At 41.3% G+C, this 19,765-nt stretch carries 17 protein-coding genes; 1 reads left to right on the top strand and 16 read right to left on the bottom strand.

All coding sequences use genetic code 11. The annotated features are described in order from the left end of the window. The first annotated feature begins 123 nt into the window (after positions 1–123). Positions 124–276 carry a hypothetical protein gene (locus ACTNB8_RS03840; protein WP_296156290.1) on the top strand — a complete coding sequence of 51 codons (153 nt, stop codon included), beginning with the start codon at positions 124–126 and terminating at the stop codon, positions 274–276. Positions 277–365: 89 nt separating this feature from the next. On the opposite strand, the gene tsf is transcribed toward ACTNB8_RS03840, so the two are convergent. From tsf to ACTNB8_RS03760, 16 genes are all read right to left on the bottom strand, one after another. Beyond that, entirely contained in the window at positions 366–1,307 is a 942-nt protein-coding gene (gene tsf, locus ACTNB8_RS03835) for a translation elongation factor Ts (RefSeq protein WP_178416744.1), read from the bottom strand. A 32-nt stretch (positions 1,308–1,339) separates the two neighbouring features. Beyond that, positions 1,340–2,068, bottom strand: a complete 729-nt coding sequence (rpsB, locus tag ACTNB8_RS03830; RefSeq protein WP_296158180.1) for a 30S ribosomal protein S2 — start codon at positions 2,066–2,068, stop codon at positions 1,340–1,342. An 857-nt stretch (positions 2,069–2,925) separates the two neighbouring features. Next, entirely contained in the window at positions 2,926–3,714 is a 789-nt protein-coding gene (locus ACTNB8_RS03825; protein WP_441052445.1) for a pseudouridine synthase, read from the bottom strand. A 13-nt stretch (positions 3,715–3,727) separates the two neighbouring features. After that, positions 3,728–5,926 (bottom strand): DUF6449 domain-containing protein, encoded by a 2,199-nt coding sequence (locus ACTNB8_RS03820; RefSeq protein WP_441052444.1) that lies wholly within the window; start codon positions 5,924–5,926, stop codon positions 3,728–3,730. After that, on the bottom strand, positions 5,901–6,803 hold the full coding sequence (locus ACTNB8_RS03815; protein ID WP_441052443.1) for an ABC transporter ATP-binding protein: 903 nt from the start codon (positions 6,801–6,803) through the stop codon (positions 5,901–5,903). Before ACTNB8_RS03815 ends, ACTNB8_RS03820 begins: the two co-directional genes overlap by 26 nt. Continuing rightward, positions 6,800–7,177 (bottom strand): GntR family transcriptional regulator, encoded by a 378-nt coding sequence (locus ACTNB8_RS03810; protein WP_441052442.1) that lies wholly within the window; start codon positions 7,175–7,177, stop codon positions 6,800–6,802. Before ACTNB8_RS03810 ends, ACTNB8_RS03815 begins: the two co-directional genes overlap by 4 nt. A gap of 155 nt (positions 7,178–7,332) precedes the next feature. Continuing rightward, the gene (locus tag ACTNB8_RS03805; protein ID WP_441052441.1) at positions 7,333–8,055 is read right to left on the bottom strand and encodes a lysostaphin resistance A-like protein; all 723 of its coding nucleotides are present in this window, start codon (positions 8,053–8,055) and stop codon (positions 7,333–7,335) included. Between the two features lie 110 nt (positions 8,056–8,165). Further along, a complete protein-coding gene (locus ACTNB8_RS03800) occupies positions 8,166–8,813 on the bottom strand; it encodes an HAD-IA family hydrolase (RefSeq protein WP_441052439.1) in 648 nt (215 codons plus the stop codon). Between the two features lie 65 nt (positions 8,814–8,878). Continuing rightward, positions 8,879–9,775 (bottom strand): hypothetical protein, encoded by an 897-nt coding sequence (locus ACTNB8_RS03795; protein ID WP_441052438.1) that lies wholly within the window; start codon positions 9,773–9,775, stop codon positions 8,879–8,881. Beyond that, positions 9,751–10,968, bottom strand: a complete 1,218-nt coding sequence (locus ACTNB8_RS03790; protein ID WP_441052437.1) for a serine/threonine protein kinase — start codon at positions 10,966–10,968, stop codon at positions 9,751–9,753. Before ACTNB8_RS03790 ends, ACTNB8_RS03795 begins: the two co-directional genes overlap by 25 nt. A gap of 229 nt (positions 10,969–11,197) precedes the next feature. After that, positions 11,198–12,964, bottom strand: a complete 1,767-nt coding sequence (argS, locus tag ACTNB8_RS03785) for an arginine--tRNA ligase (protein WP_441052436.1) — start codon at positions 12,962–12,964, stop codon at positions 11,198–11,200. A gap of 12 nt (positions 12,965–12,976) precedes the next feature. Continuing rightward, positions 12,977–13,846 (bottom strand): DegV family protein, encoded by an 870-nt coding sequence (locus ACTNB8_RS03780; protein WP_441052435.1) that lies wholly within the window; start codon positions 13,844–13,846, stop codon positions 12,977–12,979. 190 nt (positions 13,847–14,036) lie between these two features. Beyond that, positions 14,037–15,293: an ABC transporter permease gene (locus ACTNB8_RS03775; RefSeq protein WP_441052434.1), complete on the bottom strand. Its 1,257-nt coding sequence runs from the start codon at positions 15,291–15,293 to the stop codon at positions 14,037–14,039. Positions 15,294–15,307: 14 nt separating this feature from the next. Continuing rightward, on the bottom strand, positions 15,308–17,350 hold the full coding sequence (locus ACTNB8_RS03770) for a hypothetical protein (protein ID WP_441052433.1): 2,043 nt from the start codon (positions 17,348–17,350) through the stop codon (positions 15,308–15,310). After that, complete coding sequence (locus ACTNB8_RS03765; protein WP_441052432.1) at positions 17,347–18,027, bottom strand: ABC transporter ATP-binding protein; 681 nt, start codon at positions 18,025–18,027, stop codon at positions 17,347–17,349. Before ACTNB8_RS03765 ends, ACTNB8_RS03770 begins: the two co-directional genes overlap by 4 nt. After that, positions 18,024–19,553 carry an efflux RND transporter periplasmic adaptor subunit gene (locus ACTNB8_RS03760; RefSeq protein WP_441052431.1) on the bottom strand — a complete coding sequence of 510 codons (1,530 nt, stop codon included), beginning with the start codon at positions 19,551–19,553 and terminating at the stop codon, positions 18,024–18,026. The genes ACTNB8_RS03765 and ACTNB8_RS03760 overlap by 4 nt, the downstream gene beginning before the upstream one ends. Between the last annotated feature and the right edge of the window lie 212 nt (positions 19,554–19,765).

Here is a 19,765-nt window from a genome sequence, read left to right as displayed (position 1 = left end):
TTACCATATTTCCGGCGATATATCTATTTTTTCTTCTACTCAATTGCGCTATTATCATATCAAAGTTAAGATTCACAGAAACCAGTATTATATACAGCAATACTTATCGAAAGGAGATCCGCTATGACATACGATTTATTTAACCAGTTACTCTATATCCGCTCTACCCACAACAATGAAGCGGATTTTCTAAATGAATTAAAGAACATGACCAAAGAGGACGTCAGCCGTCATTACGAAAACAGTCAAAAAAATACACAGCAGGTCAGCCGCTAAATGTAAAAAAAGAGCCCCGAAACCTTATAACCACGCTGAAATATGGTGTTTATAAGGTTTTCAGGGCCTTTCTTAAATTACTGGGTTATTTATTTGCCAGCTACCTGTGCTGCAACCTCAGCTGCAAAATCGTCCTGACGTTTTTCAAGACCATCACCTGTCTCGTAACGAACGAAACCTTTGATTGCAATCTTAGCGCCGTTTGCTTTTGCAACTTCTTCTACGTATTTAGCAACAGACTGTTTTCCGTCTTCTGCTTTAACGTATACCTGATCAAGAAGGCAGATTTCTTTCAGCTCTTTTTTGATACGTCCTGTGATCATTCCCTGGATAACTTTTTCAGGTTTCTGGGATTCTTTAGGATCGTTCTGGATCTGAGCAAGAAGGATTTCTTTTTCATGTTCAATGTATTCAGCACTTACTTCGCTGTCGCTTGTGTACTGCGGTTTCAGAGCTGCGATCTGCATTGCTACGTTTTTAGCCATTTCCTGAACTGCATCGTTAACAACATCTGTTTCAACGTCTACAAGAACGCCGATTTTTCCACCCATATGTGTATAGGAAGCAACAAATCCGTTGTCTTCTTTAACCTGAGCGAATCTTCTGATGTGCATATTTTCACCGATAACTGCAATCTGAGCTGCAAGAGCATCGTTTACAGTCTTGGATGTATCAGCTGCCCATGGCTCTGCAAGGAAAGCGTCGATATCTGCTGCTGTAGTTGTAAGTGCCTGTGCTGCAACTTCTGCAACATAGTTCTGGAATTTTTCGTTTTTGGCAACGAAGTCTGTTTCAGAGTTAACTTCTACAACAACTGCGCTCTTACCATCTTCTGCAACGAGAGTCTTGCAAAGACCTTCTGCTGCAATACGGCTTGCTTTTTTCTGAGCTGTAGCAAGACCTTTTTCACGCAGGAATTCAACTGCTTTGTCCATATCGCCTTCTGTAGCTGTAAGAGCTTTCTTACAGTCCATCATTCCGGCGCCAGTCATTTCTCTTAATTCTTTTACCTGTGCTGCTGTAATAGCCATTGTATTCTCCTCCTGGAATGAAATAAAATCAATTATTCCTCTGTTGCTTCTTCAGCTTCTGCTTCTTCAGCTTCAGTTGTTCCCTGATTTGCTTCGATAACAGCATCTGCCATTTTGGAAACGATAAGTTTTACGGCACGGATTGCATCATCGTTACCCGGGATTACGTAATCCAGTTCTTCTGGGTCACAGTTTGTATCACAGATTCCGATAAGCGGGATACCTAATGTATGAGCTTCCTGTACGCAGATTCTTTCTTTCTTAGGATCAACGATGAAGATTGCGTCTGGGAGACGTTTCATCTCTTTGATACCGCCAAGGTTTTTCTGCAGTTTGGCAAGTTCTTTTCTTAATTCAATAACTTCTTTCTTTGGAAGTACATCGAAAGTTCCATCAGCTTCCATAGCTTCGATCTGTTTCAGTCTTGCAATACGGCTCTGGATTGTTTTGAAGTTTGTAAGCATTCCACCAAGCCATCTTTCGTTTACATAGAACTGTCCGCAGCGCTCTGCTTCTACTTTGATAGCATCCTGAGCCTGTTTCTTTGTTCCTACGAAAAGGATATTTCCGCCGTTAGCTACGATATCAGCTACTGCGTTGTATGCATCGTCTACCATACCTACAGACTGCTGAAGGTCGATGATATAGATTCCGTTTCTTTCTGTGTAGATGTACGGAGCCATTTTAGGGTTCCATCTTCTTGTCTGATGTCCGAAATGAACACCTGCTTCCAAAAGCTGTTTCATTGAAATAACGCTCATGTTTGTTCTCCTTTTTGGTTAATTTCTTCCATACAGATCATTTTCTATCCGGACCCAGCCTTCACACCGTCAGGGCACCATCCATCGGAATCTCTGTATGTGATTTTTATTTGTGCGGTTCTTCGCACATTGCAACTTCTAGAGTATAGCACAGTAAAACCCTCTGTGTAAAGAGGGTTTCGGGGATTTTTTGTATTATTTTCTGTATTTACGGCTGATTATCTGATGTGATGTATAACTCACGGCAAAGGACATTCTCAGAAGGCAACCTGAACAACACTGCGTTTTCTATTCGGCGCATGCGCTTATTTGCCATCAGAAACCCGAAACTCGCTTACGCTCAGACATCGGGTTTCATGACGGCAGCTTGCCTGCACCTCATGACGAAATCCTCGTGAGCGTTCAGTCCACCTTCTGAGAATGTCCTCTGCCTGATCTATGCAAATTGCAAGTCTACAAATTACAATTACTTCACAACCGTTTGCAAACAGTCTGTAGATTCTGCATTACCTTGTCCTCATATAATCACTTTTCACAACTATATATATCTGTGTTTATGTCAGTAGATTTTATGAAACATACAGATATTCTGAATACACAGGCAGAACAACTTCCTGTGCAGAGAGCATAAATGCCCGCGAGGCTTTCGTTATGAGATGCAGGCAAGCTGCTGCCACCAAGCCCGATGTCTGAGCGTAAGCGAGTTCCGGGCGACTGGCAGCAAATAAGCGCATGCATCGAATAGAAAACGCAGTGTTATTTATGATCCTGCACAGGAATGCTGTTCTAACGTGCGGAATTCAATACACCTGTTCTGCCATATGATTCACGGTACTCTATCCATAATTTGATAATCTCTAATGACGCTTCAGTGCTGCAATCTCATCCTCCGTCAACTCCCTGCACTCACCCTTCTTCAGGTCATCGGGCAATGTAAGCGGTCCCATGGAGATTCGTTTCAGATAAATCACCGGAGTTCCCACAGCTTCCATCATGCGCTTCACCTGATGGAATTTTCCTTCCCTGATCGTCAGATAAAGCTCTGTATAAATTTCCGGCAGATTTTCCACACGCACATGCGGTACAAGATCCTCCTGTCCACTTATCTGAGAAAAAGATCCACTTCCTCCCACAATTTTCACCTTCGCAGGTAAAGTCAGCTTATTTTCACCAATATCCAGACCTGTCTCCAGCTTCCTGACAGCCTCCTCTGTAACCTGCCCTTCCACTCTTACAAAATACGTTTTATCCACATGTTTCACCGGTGAAAGAAGTTCATGCGCCAGCTGGCCATCATCTGTAATAAGAAGCAGGCCTTCCGTATCCTTGTCAAGACGTCCTACCGGAAACAGTCCTTTTCTGTCAGAGGGTACATATTCCATAACCGTAGGATCATGCCTGTCTTCCGTTGCACTGACACAGCCTGCCGGTTTATTCAGAAGATAATAAACAAACTCCGGTGCAGCACCGACTGTCTCTCCGGCCAGCACTACCTGATCTTTATCCTGATCAACCTTCTGCTCCGGCTTTCTGACAGTAAGACCGTTTATCTGTACCTGCCCTTTCTGTATAAACTTTTTCACTTCGCTTCTGGTACCCTTTCCCGCATCTGCAAGAAACTTGTCCAGTCTTACTGCCTTTGCCATAATCTCATTTCCTTTATTTTAGTTCTATTGTTGTAGGTTCATCTGCTCCACCGATCACAGCTGCTTCCGTTATCGTGGACTCTTCCACTTCCATTCCCTTTTCCTGCATCTTCTTTATAACAAAATCAGGGAGTCTGTCTTTCAGAAGATCTGCGATGACTGTATTCTCATGATCTTTTATTTCAAGCTCTGCTGTAAGATTACTTACGATCTCTGACCGTGCATTTGAAAAAACACCAACCGTTCCCAGAGACATTGCGGCTTCCAGCTTCTTTATTTCCTCCGAAGAATCATATTCTACGATCTCATCCGGATTCTCGTCATCATCAAGATCTGTATAGTGGATTTTGACCTTTGTGATATCAAGCTCTTCTATGGAAAGAGGATAGCCTGTTTTTCTGAGAATTTCAAGTGTATTTTTGAAAGAAGGATATACATAGATGCTCAAGTCTCCATACACGGAAGTATCATACTGCGGATCCGGTGACATATGATCTGCATCAGTTTTTCCCGGCAGTCTGTACATGATATCCAGCCTTGTTGTCGGTACTGACATCAGCTCTTCTGTCGTTGCAGATTCCACGTCTTTTTTCAGAGCATCTATGAACTCTTTTCTGCCTTCTGAACGGTCACTGTCATTATATAACGTATGAGAAACATTGTCTGCTGCCACAAGATCCAGTTCGTCAATATACTTCGGATCAAGTTTCAGGAAATCATATTTCTGATCTTTGAAATTTTCTTCATTATAAAGACCACGCAGAAGTTTTTCCACCACTTCATCTTTTAGCACATAGCTTTTCCAGATATTCCTTCCGGATTTCAGGATATATTTTACATACACACTATATGCATTTCCATGATAGACTTCACTGCTGAATTCTCTCGTACCGGCTGCTGCTTCTTTCAGTGCCTCATAAGTTTCATCACCTATACCACCGTTTTTATCAGACAGCGTAAATGCCGGATTATACCATTTATAACTTTCTGTGACACTGTAGCTTCCATCGCTGTTTTCTTCGACTACAGCATTTGAATCCGACAGAAATGACATCATTCCTACATTCACAGATGCAATATCCTCCTGTTTCGGACAATAACGGTCATATCCAAGCAGATCTTGTTTATATCCAAATGCGCAGATGATAACCAGGATCCCTGCAATACAAAGCTGAAGTTTTTTGTTGAAAAATCCATGAAAACCCATCTGATATACAGTTTCCATCAGGCCATGTGATATAACCGTTCCAAGAAGAAGTCCGAAAATCCACCAGATCATCCTTGTTTTTCCGACAGTCAGTCCATAAAAAATCCAGCCGGTTCCAAGCCCAAATGGTACCACGACCATAAAACGTATCACTACTTCTGTCCATTTATATACCATAGTTTTTCCGGAAGCTTCCGACGGTCTTTTTACATAGGCCAGTCTGGCAAGCTCCATCAGAAGAGCCGTCACTACCAGAACAAGCAGACAGATTTTATAACTTTCACCAGTTCTGTATTTCTGGAGCATCTGCATTACCAGTCCTCCCGGAGAAAAAGTTCCCTCAAGGATTCCCACAATACTGTATACATCAGCCCTGTAATATGTTCTGAAAAAAGTCTCCCCGTAAATTCCCAGCAGAATACTTAAAACACCACTGTATGCTCCAATGAAAACAGCGCTCAGAATTCCGGCCAGTGCATTTCCTGTAATACTTATGATCAGTACAATGCAGAAGTATATAAGAAGATAAATCAGAAGATGAATACCCAGAAGCTGTACCGCCATAAGCATCAGTTTCAGGTTGAAAAATCCTTTTATGGCACCAATACATACTGCCAGAAATTCCATTATAAGATATGGGATCAGGTAATAAATAAGCCCTGTATATACTTTCTGCCAGAACATCCTCGACCGTTTTACAGGAAGGCCGTGATAAAAATCTGTCTTCTTCCTGGAATAAAGATACTGAAAGCCGTTAATTCCATTGCATATGGCAGCAATCACAGCAACTGCCGCACCTGTAAGAACCATTCCGTCTCTCCACAGATTTTCATAAAGAATATCCATCTGCTCTGCAGTATATCCAATATCTTTCCAGTTTCCCAGCATCAGAAGTTCTGCAACAGGAAATGCGAGAAGGAATCCAAGCAAAAGTATTGCGGGAATCCACCAGTTTCCCCTGGACTCTGTCTTTATATGTTTAAAAGAATAAATTCCGGATTTCATATCCTGCCACCTCCGTTTCACTGATAAATATCTCTTCCAGACTTAATGGAAGCACTTCACAGAACAGAGGATTCTTTGCCTGAACTTTTCCCATAATCTCTGTTCTTGTCCCTCTTGCTGTAAAAATCAGGAGCGAACCCTGATGATTCATTTTCAGAATATCAAGTTCTTTTCTTAATTCTTTTTCTTTCTCATTGTCCGAAAGTACACACTGTATTTTATAAATATGAAATTTCATATCTTCCAGACTTTTGCTGAGAAGCATTCCTCCCTGATACAGAAGCCCCACATGATCACAGATATCTTCCAGCTCTCTTAAGTTATGTGAAGCAAGTACCGGTGTAAAATCACGGCTCATGATCTCTGATGCCAGGAGGCTTTTTACACCCTGCCTTATTACAGGATCCAGCCCGTCAAAAGTCTCATCACACAGAAGATATTTTGTCCCTGCACTGATTCCCAGAAGAATCTGAAGCTGTTTCTTCATACCCTTTGAAAAAGAACTGATCCTCTGCTTTTCATCAAGCTGAAACTGACGCATCAGTTTTATAAATCGCTGCTTTTCAAATTTCTGATAAAACAGGCTGCAGTATTCAGCCATATCTGCCGGTGTATAATTTGCCGGGAAATAACATTCATCAGAAAGATAAAAAACATTCTGTTTTGCCTCTTCATTATCGAATACAGGCATATCATCAATCAGTACATCTCCCTGTTCCGGTTTCAGTACACCTGCTGCCATCCTAAGAAGTGTACTCTTTCCTGCACCGTTGCTGCCGACAAGTCCGAATACTTCCCGTTCTCCTATCTGCATGGAAACATTCTTCACAGCTTCAGTTGACCCGAAGGACTTGCTGCATTCCCTGATATCTATCATCTGTTCCCCTCCTCAAATTCTTTCTGTACCAAATCAAGAAGCTCATTTTTTTCAATGCCAAGTTTCATGCCTTTACTGATGATCTGTCGGAATTCTCTGTAAAAATCCTCTTTGCTTTTTTGCCGGATACTGGAGATATCCGCAACAAAATTCCCTTTACCTTTTACCGGATAGATAAGACCCTCCTGTTCCATCGTCATGTATGCTCTCTGGATCGTATTGGGATTTATGGACAGTTCCATAGCCATCTGTCTTACAGAAGGAAGCCTCTCACCAGGCGAAAGCACACCCTGATAGATCAGTGTTCTGAACTTCTCAGTGACCTGTTCATATATTGGCCGCCGGTCCTGATAATCTAAAATGATCAAGAACATCCCCCTTTCTTTTTGTGTGTTGAGTGTATTAATTGTTTTAATACACTTATGTTACCATATACTTTCCATTAATACAATTATATATTTCTTAATAATTCTAAAATAAATATAAAAAAGTGCCTCCACCACTTCCGGCAGAAACACTTATTCGTATTCTATATAATTCTGTCATAGACTGATTCTGATTTTCTGATAAAATAACCTGTACCCAAAACCATTACAACGATAAACAATAAAACCATCAGAAAAATACTTAAAACATATTCCTCCATCAGCCACTGTACAACATACGGCGATACCAGCGACCAGATATTTGCTCCCATATGAAGCAAAACACTTGTCCACAGATTTCCGGTGAGTTCCAGAAAACATGCAAACACCATTCCCAGTATGCTGGCGTAAACAGCCTGTACCAGATTTCCATGATAAATACCAAAAATCAGTCCGGAGATTACTGCTGCAGCGCCCATTTTCATATAATCACGCAGTCTCAGATAGATCAGCCACCGAAATACCACTTCTTCTGCGATCGGAGCGATCACTCCCATGCAGATGATCAGAAAACCAAGGCTTTTGTTACCTGTAATCTGATCCATTGTTTCCTGATATTCCTGATAATCAATAAATGACTGCAAAAGCGCCACAAACATGTTTGCAAACTGGGAAAATGCAGCTCCCATAACAAATATCAGTGTCACTTCACCTGCAGTCAGCTTTCCTGCCGCTGTTTTTTGCGGAATCAGCGCACCTGCTTTTCTCGCAATATGATCTTTTCTGTATAAATACAGACAGGGAAGCATAGCAAGTATTCCCGTTATCCCTGTCAGAAGCACTGCATTATCATAATAAACCTGACTCCCCCCTCCGTTCATCTTCATAAGAATCCAGAGTCCCGCATATCCTACAATCTGTGAAACCAGAAAATGGATTCCACAGGGATACAGGACTCTCCAAATATGTCGTATATGACTCTGTCTGCGAAGAGGGCTCAGGCGAAAAAATCAAGAATTTCATCTGTTGATACAACTGTCTTAAATGGAGCTGCATTTTTCAGTTCTTCTTCTGTACCATAGCCATAAGAAACTGCAATACACTTAAGACCTGCCTTACGTGCGCCAAACACATCATGCTCTTTGTCACCTATCATGATCACCTGATCACGTTTATCAGACATATGAAGTCTTGAGAGAGTTTCTTCGATCACTTCTGCCTTATTGGTACGTTTTCCATTCATTTCACTGCCTACGATCTCATCAAAATATCCGGTCAACTGGAAATGATCAAGGATCTGTTTCACATAATATTCCGGTTTGGACGAAGTTACTGTCAGAAGATATTTTTTTCTTTTCAGTTCTTTCAGCATATCTTCAACTCCGGGATACGGTCTGTTTTCAAAGATTCCCTTCTCTGAATAACGTTCCCTGTAATATTCAACCGCTTTTCTTGCAGTTTCTTCATCAAGGTCTGCGTATTTCATAAACTGCTCCATAAGAGGTGGTCCGATGAATACCTTCAGTTTCTCCAGATCCTCTTCCGGTTTTCCAAGTTTTCCAAGTGCATACTGTACAGATTTCGTAATGCCCTCGCCGGATTCTGTCAGAGTCCCATCCAGATCAAATAAAATTGCTTTATACATAATATCCTCCAGTTGTATTTTCAGAATTATTGTAACTGTTCAGTATCCTCACAGTTACAAATCATTTACAAAATGTTATAGCACAGTATAACATTGTTTTTTCTTTCCGTCCATGATAATTCTTCTATGCCTAGAAATGTAAGTTCTATACAACTTTGCTTATGCTGTTCCAGTTTCAGAATCACTTTATTACCGTATCGTTTCCAGGATTGTTCCTGCCCGTTGATTCTGGCAGAGATCAGTTCACTTTCTGTTCCTGGATTCATAAGGATTTCTGCCTGTGAACCTTTTTCGATTTTTGCCGACCAGAAATAAAGTTTTGGAGACAGTGTTTTATTTTCCTCAGGTAATGTCTCCGGCATCATTGTTACAGTCGCAGTTACTGGTGCCACGGGAGTTACTGTTACTTTCGGAGTTACTGTCTCTTTCGGAGTTACTGTCACCTTCGGTTCAGGTGTCACTTCTGAAGCATTTTTTTGTTCCGCAGATACCGATGGAGTTGCCGTTACCTGTATGGTATTATTTTCTGGCATCGATGTCACTGATGTCAGAATATCTGCTGAATCTTCAGTCTGTATATTCTGGCTGTTTTCCGGTGTATTACTTTTATTTCCATATTCACTGCTGGTTTCATAACTCCCATATGCCTTATTCACTGTCTGGTTTTCGTTGTTTCCGTTTCCACGACTTTCATCAGGACTGTCGCTGAATCCTCCCTGCTGCCAGTACCCTTTCTCATTATCTTCCAGAAGACTGTCACTTTCTTCATAATATTCAGACTCATTATTCCATTCCCCATTATCTTCTTCTGAATCATTTCCTGTATCTGTGCCCCATTCTCCCTGATTTTCCCACAAAGCATCTTCTGCCTTTATCTGTTTTTCTCCGGATCCAACAGACAGTATTCCCCAAATCACCAGTATCAGCAGAATTTTTTTTATGACTCCAGATCTTCCTCCCATAACCTTAACGCCTCCTGATCTGTATTTTTTTGAATCTCAAAATTTTCTTTTTGCTTTTCTTTCAGTTTCTTCAGTATTTCACTGCTTTCGCCAGTCTTATTCTGTCTGCACAGATATCTGCCATATTTTATATATCCATTTCCATATTCCGGTTCATACATAAGAAGCTGACTGTAATAAGCCTCTGCTTTTTCGGGGGCAGCCTGCAGTTCTCCATTCAAAGCCAGAAGTTCCAGTATCCGTATCTGATCTTCTTTATTGCTGTATACTTTCAGTAAACGCTGCAGGATTTTTTCAATATTCAGTTCTGCTGCAGTCCGGAGTTCACGACTCCCGTTCCTATACTCAAACGAATAGTAACAGGCTGTGACAGGAGAAAGTATCTGCTCCATGACAGGCATTTCTTTATGTCCATGTCCTCCTGTCATAAGCAGCAAAACAACAGCAAGAATACCTGCTGCCGGAAACAGTGCAGTTTTCAGCTTTATTTTCACAGGCTCGATTTTCTCCAAATATAACGCAGCCTCTCCTGTATTTTTCCAGCGTTTCTTTTCATCAGTAAGACAACATTTCCATATAAAATATCCAAACTGAGGACACATAAGAAAATACTTCCAGCGATTCCTGCCACAAAGTTTCTCAAGCGTTTTTCCAAGCCCGTACAGATCACTGGCTGCGCTCATTTTCCCCTTATACTGTTCCGGTGCGGCATACCCGACAGTACCCTTGCATTCTCTCGGATATACTCCACGGACAGTGACTGCACTCCCGAAATCCACCAGATAGATCCGCCCGGTTTCCGAGAGCATCAGATTATCCGGTTTCATGTCACCATAACAGACTGCCGGTTTTCTTGTATGAAGATATCCCAGAATATCCAGTACAGTTCTGCCTGCAGACAGAATTTCCTTCATCGAAAATTCTCTTCCCTCTCTCAGATGCTGTGCAAAAGACTTCCCGTGAATATATTCCATAACAAGATAACAGCAGTCATCTTTTTCTGCAAAATCAAACATTTTCGGAAGTGACGGATGTTCCAGAAGTCTGAGCAGTTTTGCCTCCCTGCTGCTTGTAAGCGGCAGTACCTTCACTGCACGTAAAGTCCCAAGTTCCAGATCCCTGGCAAGGTACATGGAGCCTTCTCCTCCCTGTCCGATCTGTTCCAGAATACAGTATCTCCTTTTCAGGATCATCCCAGTAAGATTTATAAAACCATCTCCTTTTATTCGGTTATTATCATTCTCTTTTGTGGAATACGAACCGGAGAAAACCGGCAGCAGAATTATTATTCTTTGATTATAGCACAGAATGTACTTTTTGTTTCTGAAATTTTTATAAAAAACAGCCCTACTCCTGGGAATAAGGCTGTTAATTCAAGAATGCCTCTGCATTCTTGCTGCGAGATGCGCGTCATGCAATGCATTACATACGGTCAGGTGCGGAAAATCCAAGAAGATCAATACTTGTCTCCAGAATACTCTTTGTAAGTCCAAGAAGTTTCAGGAAAGATTCTTTCTGCGCCTGGTCTTCTTCACTGAGGATCTTTGTCTCATGATAAAAGCTGTTAAATGCATTGGACACTTCATAAATATATGCACAGATCTTATGCGGCGCTTTTTCTTCAAAAGCACTTTCAACAGTGCTGCCGAATTTTGTCAGTTCAAGCATAAGATTTTTCTGGCTTGCATTTACTGCCGGAAGAATCTGACCTGCATCCGGATTTCCGCCTTCTTCTTTATAGCGGTTCAGGATAGATTTGATTCTTACGATAGTATAAAGGATATACGGTCCTGTATTTCCCTCAAATGAAGTAAATCTGTCAATATCAAAGATATAATCTTTTGTAGCCTGATTGGAAAGATCGCCATATTTAATAGCAGAAAGGCCAACAATCTCAGCAGTCTCTCTTGCATCTTTGTCTTTGACACTTCTGTTCTCTACAATTTTATCAAACATCTCTTCATCAATATCTGCGATAAGATTTTCGAGACGCATAACGCCGCCTTCTCTTGTTTTGAATGGTTTGCCATCCTTGCCATTCATCGTACCAAATCCAAGGAAAGAAAGTTTTGTATTCTCTTTTACAAGACCTGTTTTTCTTGCACAACGGAATACCTGAATGAAATGAAGTTCCTGACGTTTATCAACCACATACAGAATCTCATCAGGATCAAACAGTTTCATTCGTTCAACAATCGTTGCAAGGTCTGTGGTTGTATACAGAGAGGCACCATCTGATTTCAGAAGCATACACGGAGGGATTTCCTTTGTATCTGTTTCTTCTTTGACATCTACAACGAGAGCTCCCTGATCTTCATATGCAAATCCCTGATCTTTCATCTTCTGAACCATGTCCGGAATATACGGCTGTGCATCAGATTCTTTTTTCCAGAGATCAAAGTCAACATTAAGATTTGCATAATTTCTCTTAAGGTCTGTCACAGAAACCTGCATGATATGATTCCACAGCGCCATGTATCCTGGTTTTCCCTGCTGCAGCTGATGAGTTGCCTCAAGAGCTTCATTACGGTATTCTTCATCCTCTTTTGATTTACCGCTTGCGCATGGATAAATTTCTTCCAGTTCGCTGATCGTAAACGGTGCTTCCTTCGGATATTCTCCTTCGTAGCTGTCATCAAAATAAACCAGCTCAGGTTTGCGGTGTTTAAGTTCAGTAATGATAAGTCCCATCTGAAGTCCCCAGTCTCCAAGATGAACATCACCGATCACCCTATGTCCTACATATCTTCCGATACGTTTGATGCTTTCACCGATAATAGCTGAACGGAGATGTCCTACATGAAGAGGTTTTGCAACATTCGGTCCGCCATAATCAATGATAATTGTTTTCGGCTCTTTTGCAGTCTCTACTGAGTATTTAGGATCTGCTTCCATTTTTTTCAGATAATCTGCAAGGAATTCTTCTTTTACTTTGAGATTAATAAATCCAGGCTTTACAACTTCTGCCATAGAAAAAATCTTACTGTCCTTTAAGAATGCCACTACATCATCTGCAATCATAAACGGAGCCTTTTTATATGCTTTTGCACCTGCCATTGCTCCATTACACTGAAATTCACAGAGATCAGGTCTGTTGGATACTGTTACCTTTCCATATTCCGATGCATATCCCGCTTTTTCAAAAGCAGAAGCAAGTTCTTCCGCCATTAATTCCATTAATTTTTTCATACTCTTACCCCTTTATACTGTTACCTTTTTGGCACATGCTATTGCCAGTGCGCCATGTCCGATATGGCAGGCTACGCTCAATGACAGAGGATCCATTTGGATTTCCATTCCCGGAAATTCTTTTTCAACTTCTTTTTTGAATTCTTCTGCTTCTTCCCTGTTTCCTGTATATGCCATTTCCAGACACATTTCACCACTTTCGACATATTTTGCAAAACGATTCTCAAAATCTTCTTTTATAGCCTTTACCATGACACGTTTTGCCTGTTTTTTGCCTCTGACTTTTGCATAGGCATCCAGCTTCTCTCCCTGGATCTGAAGTACCGGTTTCAAATTCAGAACTGTACCGATAGCTGCTGCCGCAGGTGTGATACGTCCACCTTTTTTTAAATATTTCAGCGTTTCCAGTGTGATATAAATACTGGATTCCATTTTTTCTGCTTCCAGTCTCTCTTTAATCTGTATCGCACTGAATCCTGCTTTCACAAGTTCGAGCGCATCCAGAACAGACTGGCGCTGTGTTACAGAAATTCTCTGGTTATCTACAACCTGTACCCTACCGTCATAATCTCTCGCCAGAGCCATAGCTGTCTCACATGAATTACTTAATCCACTGGACATCGGAATATGAACAATCTCATCATTTTCTTCCAGAAGTCTGTCCCACAAACCACAGACATCTGCTGGTCCGGGTTGGGATGTGGAGATAGGCTCATCATTTTTCAGTTTTTCATAAAATTCTTCCTGTAAAAGGGTAATTCCCTCCAGGTACATTACTTCATTAATATAAAAAGGCATCGGAATCACAGAGACACCAAGGACTCTTCCTTCGTCCTGAGTAATACCGCTGTTGCTGTCAGTTACTATTGCAATTTTTCCCATACTGTATTCTCCTCATCTGGTTCTTCCTGATTAATTGCATACTGGTTATAGTTTAGCACATTTTAGTCTGTATCACAATTGAAAAAATGAAAGGTGATAACAGTTTTTTTATTCAAATATTACAAAAACAGATACTTTCTGCCTTTGAGGTGTCACCTCACTGACTGAAAGTACCTGCTTTTGTAATTATTTATTCACTTCGAAGTGCATCGATCGGATTAAGATCTGCCGCCTTTACAGAAGGAAGCAGTCCGAATATAATTCCAATCAGTGTAGAAAACAGCACCGATCCTATGATAGACGGTACACTGATCGCCGTAGGTGCTCCTGAGAGCTGTGATACCACTTTCGACAGAACAATTCCCACAATTACACCAATTATGCCTCCTATACTTGTCAGCATGGAAGCTTCTGTCAGAAACTGGAACAGAATCACCTTTTTTCTTGCCCCGATTGCCTTTTTCAAACCAATTTCCCTTGTTCTCTCTGTAACAGAAACAAGCATGATATTCATTACACCGATACCACCAACAAGGAGCGAGATGCTTGCAATCCATATCAACTGATTATTGGTACTCTGACTGAGATTCTGCAGTTTCTTAACCTGTTCCATAACATCGTCTGCCTTGTATTTGAATTTTGATGTATTGCTGTCAATTCCCTGATTAAGTATATCTGCGACCGCCTTCCCTGCACTGCTCATATTGTCAGTGGAGTCTGCTTTTATGACTACATTCTCAGGTTCATCAAACTGAAATGCCATAGGCCAGCATTTGTCAGGAATCATTACTGCACCTGTTACAACCTGAGAATACTCATAATACTGGTCAATCGTGGAAATATTCGGCAGATGACTGTCGCTCTGCTGAATCACTCCTATCACAGTAAATGGTTCTGAGCCAATCTCAATTGTTTTCCCCAGAGGATCTTCCCCTGGAAAAAGAGTCTCCGCAGCATTACTGTCCACCAGTACAACTTTATGGATCTCATCATAATCCTTCTTGATAAAACCTCTTCCAGAACGAACCTGGTATCCACAGGTTTCAAGATAATTCTGGTCAATTCCATAGACTGTGCCGCCCTGGAAACTGGTATTCTGGTAATATACATTACTTGTGTAAGAACGTGAATAGAAAAATGTTGCCGTTTCTACATGAGAGGCATCCATTACATCTGATTTCTGATCATCGGAAAGGATCGGTGGCTGACTGCTCCCGCCTATCCCATATTCAGGATCATAAGTATCGTCTCCATAATACAAACTCACTGTAACTGTATTATTTCCTGAACCAATCAGGTCTTCTTTAATCTGTTCACTTGTTCCCTTGATTGTTGATACAATTGCAATAATAGATGCTATTCCGATAATAATACCCAGCATAGTAAGAAAGGAACGCATTTTGTGTGACCAGATTCCCTGAATGGATATCCTTAAATTTTCAATCATAATGCTCCACCTTTCTAATAACCATAAAAATCATTAAGCGAAACTTCTTCTGTAGCTGCACCTTCTTTTACCGTATCACCATAGGGAAAAGCAATTTTGTCATCTCTTGAAATGCCACCTGTTACCAGAACGCTGTAACCGCCATTTACATTTCCACCGACTTTAAGAATCTGTTTTTTCAGAACTCCGTTGTCATCTTTGTAGACATAGCTTACTCCATTCTCAGAACGCACAAATGCCTTGTCCAGAACAATTCCGTTTTGCTGTGAATCGCTTTTCAATGTAACTGTAAGCCAGTCGTCTTCCGATACTATTACTGACTTGTCAGGTATGGAGGCAAGATAAGAATAATAAGAAACATTGGGATTTCCGCTTCCTCCGTAACTGTCTCCTGATACAGGATAATCTGACACATAGATTACATCTGCCTCAAAATTTGTAGAACCGGAACACTGGAGTTTCGTGCCCTCTTTTACCTGATTCAGCATAAGTTCGCTGACAGTTCCTTTTACATAAAATCCATCTTTATTTTTGATTGTCATAAAATAATTTCCGCTCGAAGAGCCTGTCACCGGATCGCCGACTCTTGCCACAGTTCCATCCAGCTTACTGTAAATCGTCTGTTTTTTTACTTTTTTCTCAAGCTTTTCGATTTCGATCTTACTTTCCCTTAAATCAAGTTTCAGGCTGTCAATCTTCATCTGCTGTATCTTAATGGCATCTGCTCTGGAAACAGTAGATGAGCTGTCATCACTTCCATCTCCGCCTCCACCGGGATCCGGATCTTCCTTCTCATAATGAGATGCTTCATCAAGACTGAATTCCACTTCTGAATTTTCATCCACCATCTTATCCAGAAGGCTTCCATCAATCAGATAATATCCTGTGCAGGATTCCTTACGATTTGTAAAATCTGTAATCGTATCATTCTGATGAAATTCCAGTTTATACCAGTAACCGTCTACTCCGAAATCTTTTGTTCCATCATCTTTATAACCTGCCATTTTGTTCAGGAAAGAACCCTTCGCTGTCACGTATCCCTTTGCTGAACTGCAGAGGAATACATAAGGACTCTTCTTTGTTCCTTTTCCCTTAAAAGGCATTGAATCGCTGTCCAGAACCTGATAAAAATTCGGCTCACCATCTGTGATATCTGAATTTCCTGGATCCGATCCCGGATCTGTATCTTCTATGATATCAGAGATATCCTCCCCAGTGAGGTCACTCTCATCTGTATCTTCTGTTTCAGATGTATCTGTATCTGCAGAAATATCAGGTGTATCCGCACTGTTACTTCCATCAGCATTGCCGCCACTGCCATTTATATCGTCTTCGTCAGAACTGAAATCTACGCTGATTTCATCCTGCGAGGTATCTGCATTTCCGTTGTCAGAATCACCTGTTTCTGAGTTTCCATCTGTTGCAGAATTGCTTTCCTCTTCAATCTGAGCTGAAGCACTCTGCGTTTCTTCTGTATCAGTGAACTCATCAGTAAATATATCAGCAGCTGCGAGTACCGGTCTCATAACAGCCGCCAGATATGCCCCAGAAACGCTTCCTGCTGCTGACGCTTCGACGTCATCTTCATCTCCTGTTGTGTCTGTATCAGTATCAGTGGACAAATCTGAAGAAGTATCTGTAGTATCTCCATCAGATTCTTCTATTGGTCCGCCGTTTTTCAGACTGTTCAGCCTGTTGATAGCCTTATTCAGATTTTGTTCCTGCTGCTGCTGTTTCAGCTTTGCGATCTTAAGTTCCATTTCCACAAGAGTCATATCAAAAGAGATCAGCTTATCTCCTTTACTTACAGAATCGCCCTTGGAAACATACAGTTCCTGAATGATCATATCCTTATCAACACTGATATTCTGCACTGCACTGGTCGTGATAGTTCCATCCAGATTTGTATCTTCTGCATAATACTGACCAGCCAGACTATCCACACTGACTACTGAAACTGTTTTCTGGTGAGACTTTCTATAATATACGCCACCGCCGGCAGCTCCTCCTGCTATCAGGGCAGCTACTAGAATACCTATGATGATTTTTTTCTTCATTCTTTCACCTCTTTTTCCCTCAGCTCCCCGTCGCGGATCATGACTACCCGTTTGGCGTGGGAAGCTATATCCGGATCATGAGTGATCATCAGGACAGTAACTCCTTCATCATTAAGTTTCTGAAAGAGCTCCATAACCTGAGCACCTGACTTGCTGTCCAGTGCACCCGTTGGTTCGTCTGCCAGAAGCAGTTTCGGATTATTTACAATTGCTCTTGCAATGGCAACCCTCTGCATCTGACCGCCGGAAAGCTGATTCGGTTTAAAGTCAACCCTGTCTGCAAGTCCCACTCTGTCGAGAGCTTTCAGCGCTCTTTCTTTACGCTCCTTCTTGGGGACTTTTGCATAATTCAGCGGCATTTCCACATTAGACAGTGCAGACTGCCTGGGAAGCAGGTGGAAGCTCTGAAAAACAAATCCTATCTTATTCAGCCTGATATCTGACATGTCATTTTCAGTACATTTGTTTACATTCTGTCCATCCAGCAAAAACTCACCCTTGGTTGGTTTGTCCAGACAACCTATGATATTCATCAGCGTTGTCTTACCTGAACCGGAGGGTCCCATGATTGCCACATACTCTCCTTCTTCCATGGAAAAATTTATATCCTTGAGTACCGGAACAATCATCTTCCCCTGCTGGTAATCTTTGTATATATTTTTTAACTGAAGAATCATTCCTCTTCCTCCGTATCATCTTCTGCCGGCATAAGATCAGTATCTAATGAATCTTCGTCACCATCTGTAATTTCTGAATCTTCATCGGAATAGGAGTAATCTTCTGTTTCATCACCTTCATCCAGCATCTCCGGATCATCGATCACTGTACCATCATCATCACTCTCATATTCTTCATCAACGCCATCATATGATCCATCATCTTCAGAGAAATCATCCTCTGAAAAATCATCCGTATAACTGTCCTCAATTGGTTCCATATCCACACTGTCTGCCGCCTCACTGTTTGTTGTGGTAGCCTGACCTTCTTTAATGCTATCTGACGGATATGCAATATAATCACTCTTGGAAAGTCCGTCTGCAATCTCATATTCTCCGAGATTTTCATCATACTGTCCGAGGATCACGGATCTCTTTTCCAGTTTTTTCTTATCATTTGCTGCCCATACATACGGGTTTTCCGTATCTGCATCAACAATATAAACTTCACTCAACCAGAGTCCAGCTTTCTTTTCTTCCTGACCTTCATCAGGCTCAATATATACATGCTGTCCCAGCATGAGACCATCAGAAGAATCAAGATTTACATAAAACGGATATGTACTGGAAGATGTCTGTGAATCATCACTGCTGTCTGAATAAGATGAATAGCTGTTATTATTGCTTGAGGACGCAGTGTCCTTATCTATAGTTCCCATAGTTCCTTTCCAGGTCTGTGTGCTGTCAACCCTTGATCGAACTATAACAGGCTCCCCCTCTACAATATTCTGAATATTCAGCTCATTTACAGTTCCTTTTACACGGTAAGCACCTGTACTGAGGATTGTAATAAAACCATTTCCACTGCTTCCGTCACTTTCTGAAGCACCTGAAGACATATCGGAATCGTCCATTGTGCCGTCATCTGAAACCTCATCTCCGTCTTCTGATGAAAGTTTTGAAGTATCTATCTTCTGAATCACACCGTCAATACTGCTTCGTACCTCTGTATTTCCGGTAGCATTCTGAAGTTTCACTATCTCTGCTGATTTACTTTTCTGACTGTACTCATTTTTTTTGAGATTCATCTTATTTGTTTCAATCTCAATCGTATATGACAGCTGACTGTCCTTGCTTGCCTGTTTCTTTTCTTTTTCAAGAGTTGCAATCTGTTCCTGCAGACTGGCAGCCTCATTTTTCAGACGGTCAAGATCAAGCTGCGCCTCCTCCAGGCTCTGCTGGATACTGCTGAGATCATATTCAAAAAGAAGCTGGCCCTTTTTGACCTGTTCGCCTGTCTTTACCTGCACTTCCTTTACAGTACGTCCGCTTTCGAGTTCTACCTGTACGGTTTCCTGAGGTTCCACTACTCCTGCATAGCGGTTAGTAACCCCTGAAACCTCTCCTGTGATAGCACTTACCTCAGATACATAAACTGCATCACCGGAAACCTGTTCCTGTCCGAAGAGGCCCATTTTCCAGCAGACACCGCCGGCTCCTCCTCCAATAATAAGAATTCCAAGAAGAATCAGTAATTTTTTCTTCATATAGATTTATTTCCTCCTCAGTTTGGATCATAAAAAATACACCAGACTGTTTTGTTACCATTTAAAATAACTACTTTTTTATATTTTACACCATTAAATAACTGCTTCTGTAACAGGTGTTTTGACTCTATATATAATATCAGATTAGCCTTTAAAAGAAAAGTCCTCTGGGAAATCCCTTCAGTTTTCACATTTTTTTCACTGTTTTTTCT

Source organism: Blautia sp. HCP28S3_G10, from assembly GCF_052065235.1.
Classification (GTDB): domain Bacteria; phylum Bacillota; class Clostridia; order Lachnospirales; family Lachnospiraceae; genus Blautia_A.
This window is presented reverse-complemented; position numbering and strand designations above follow the sequence as displayed.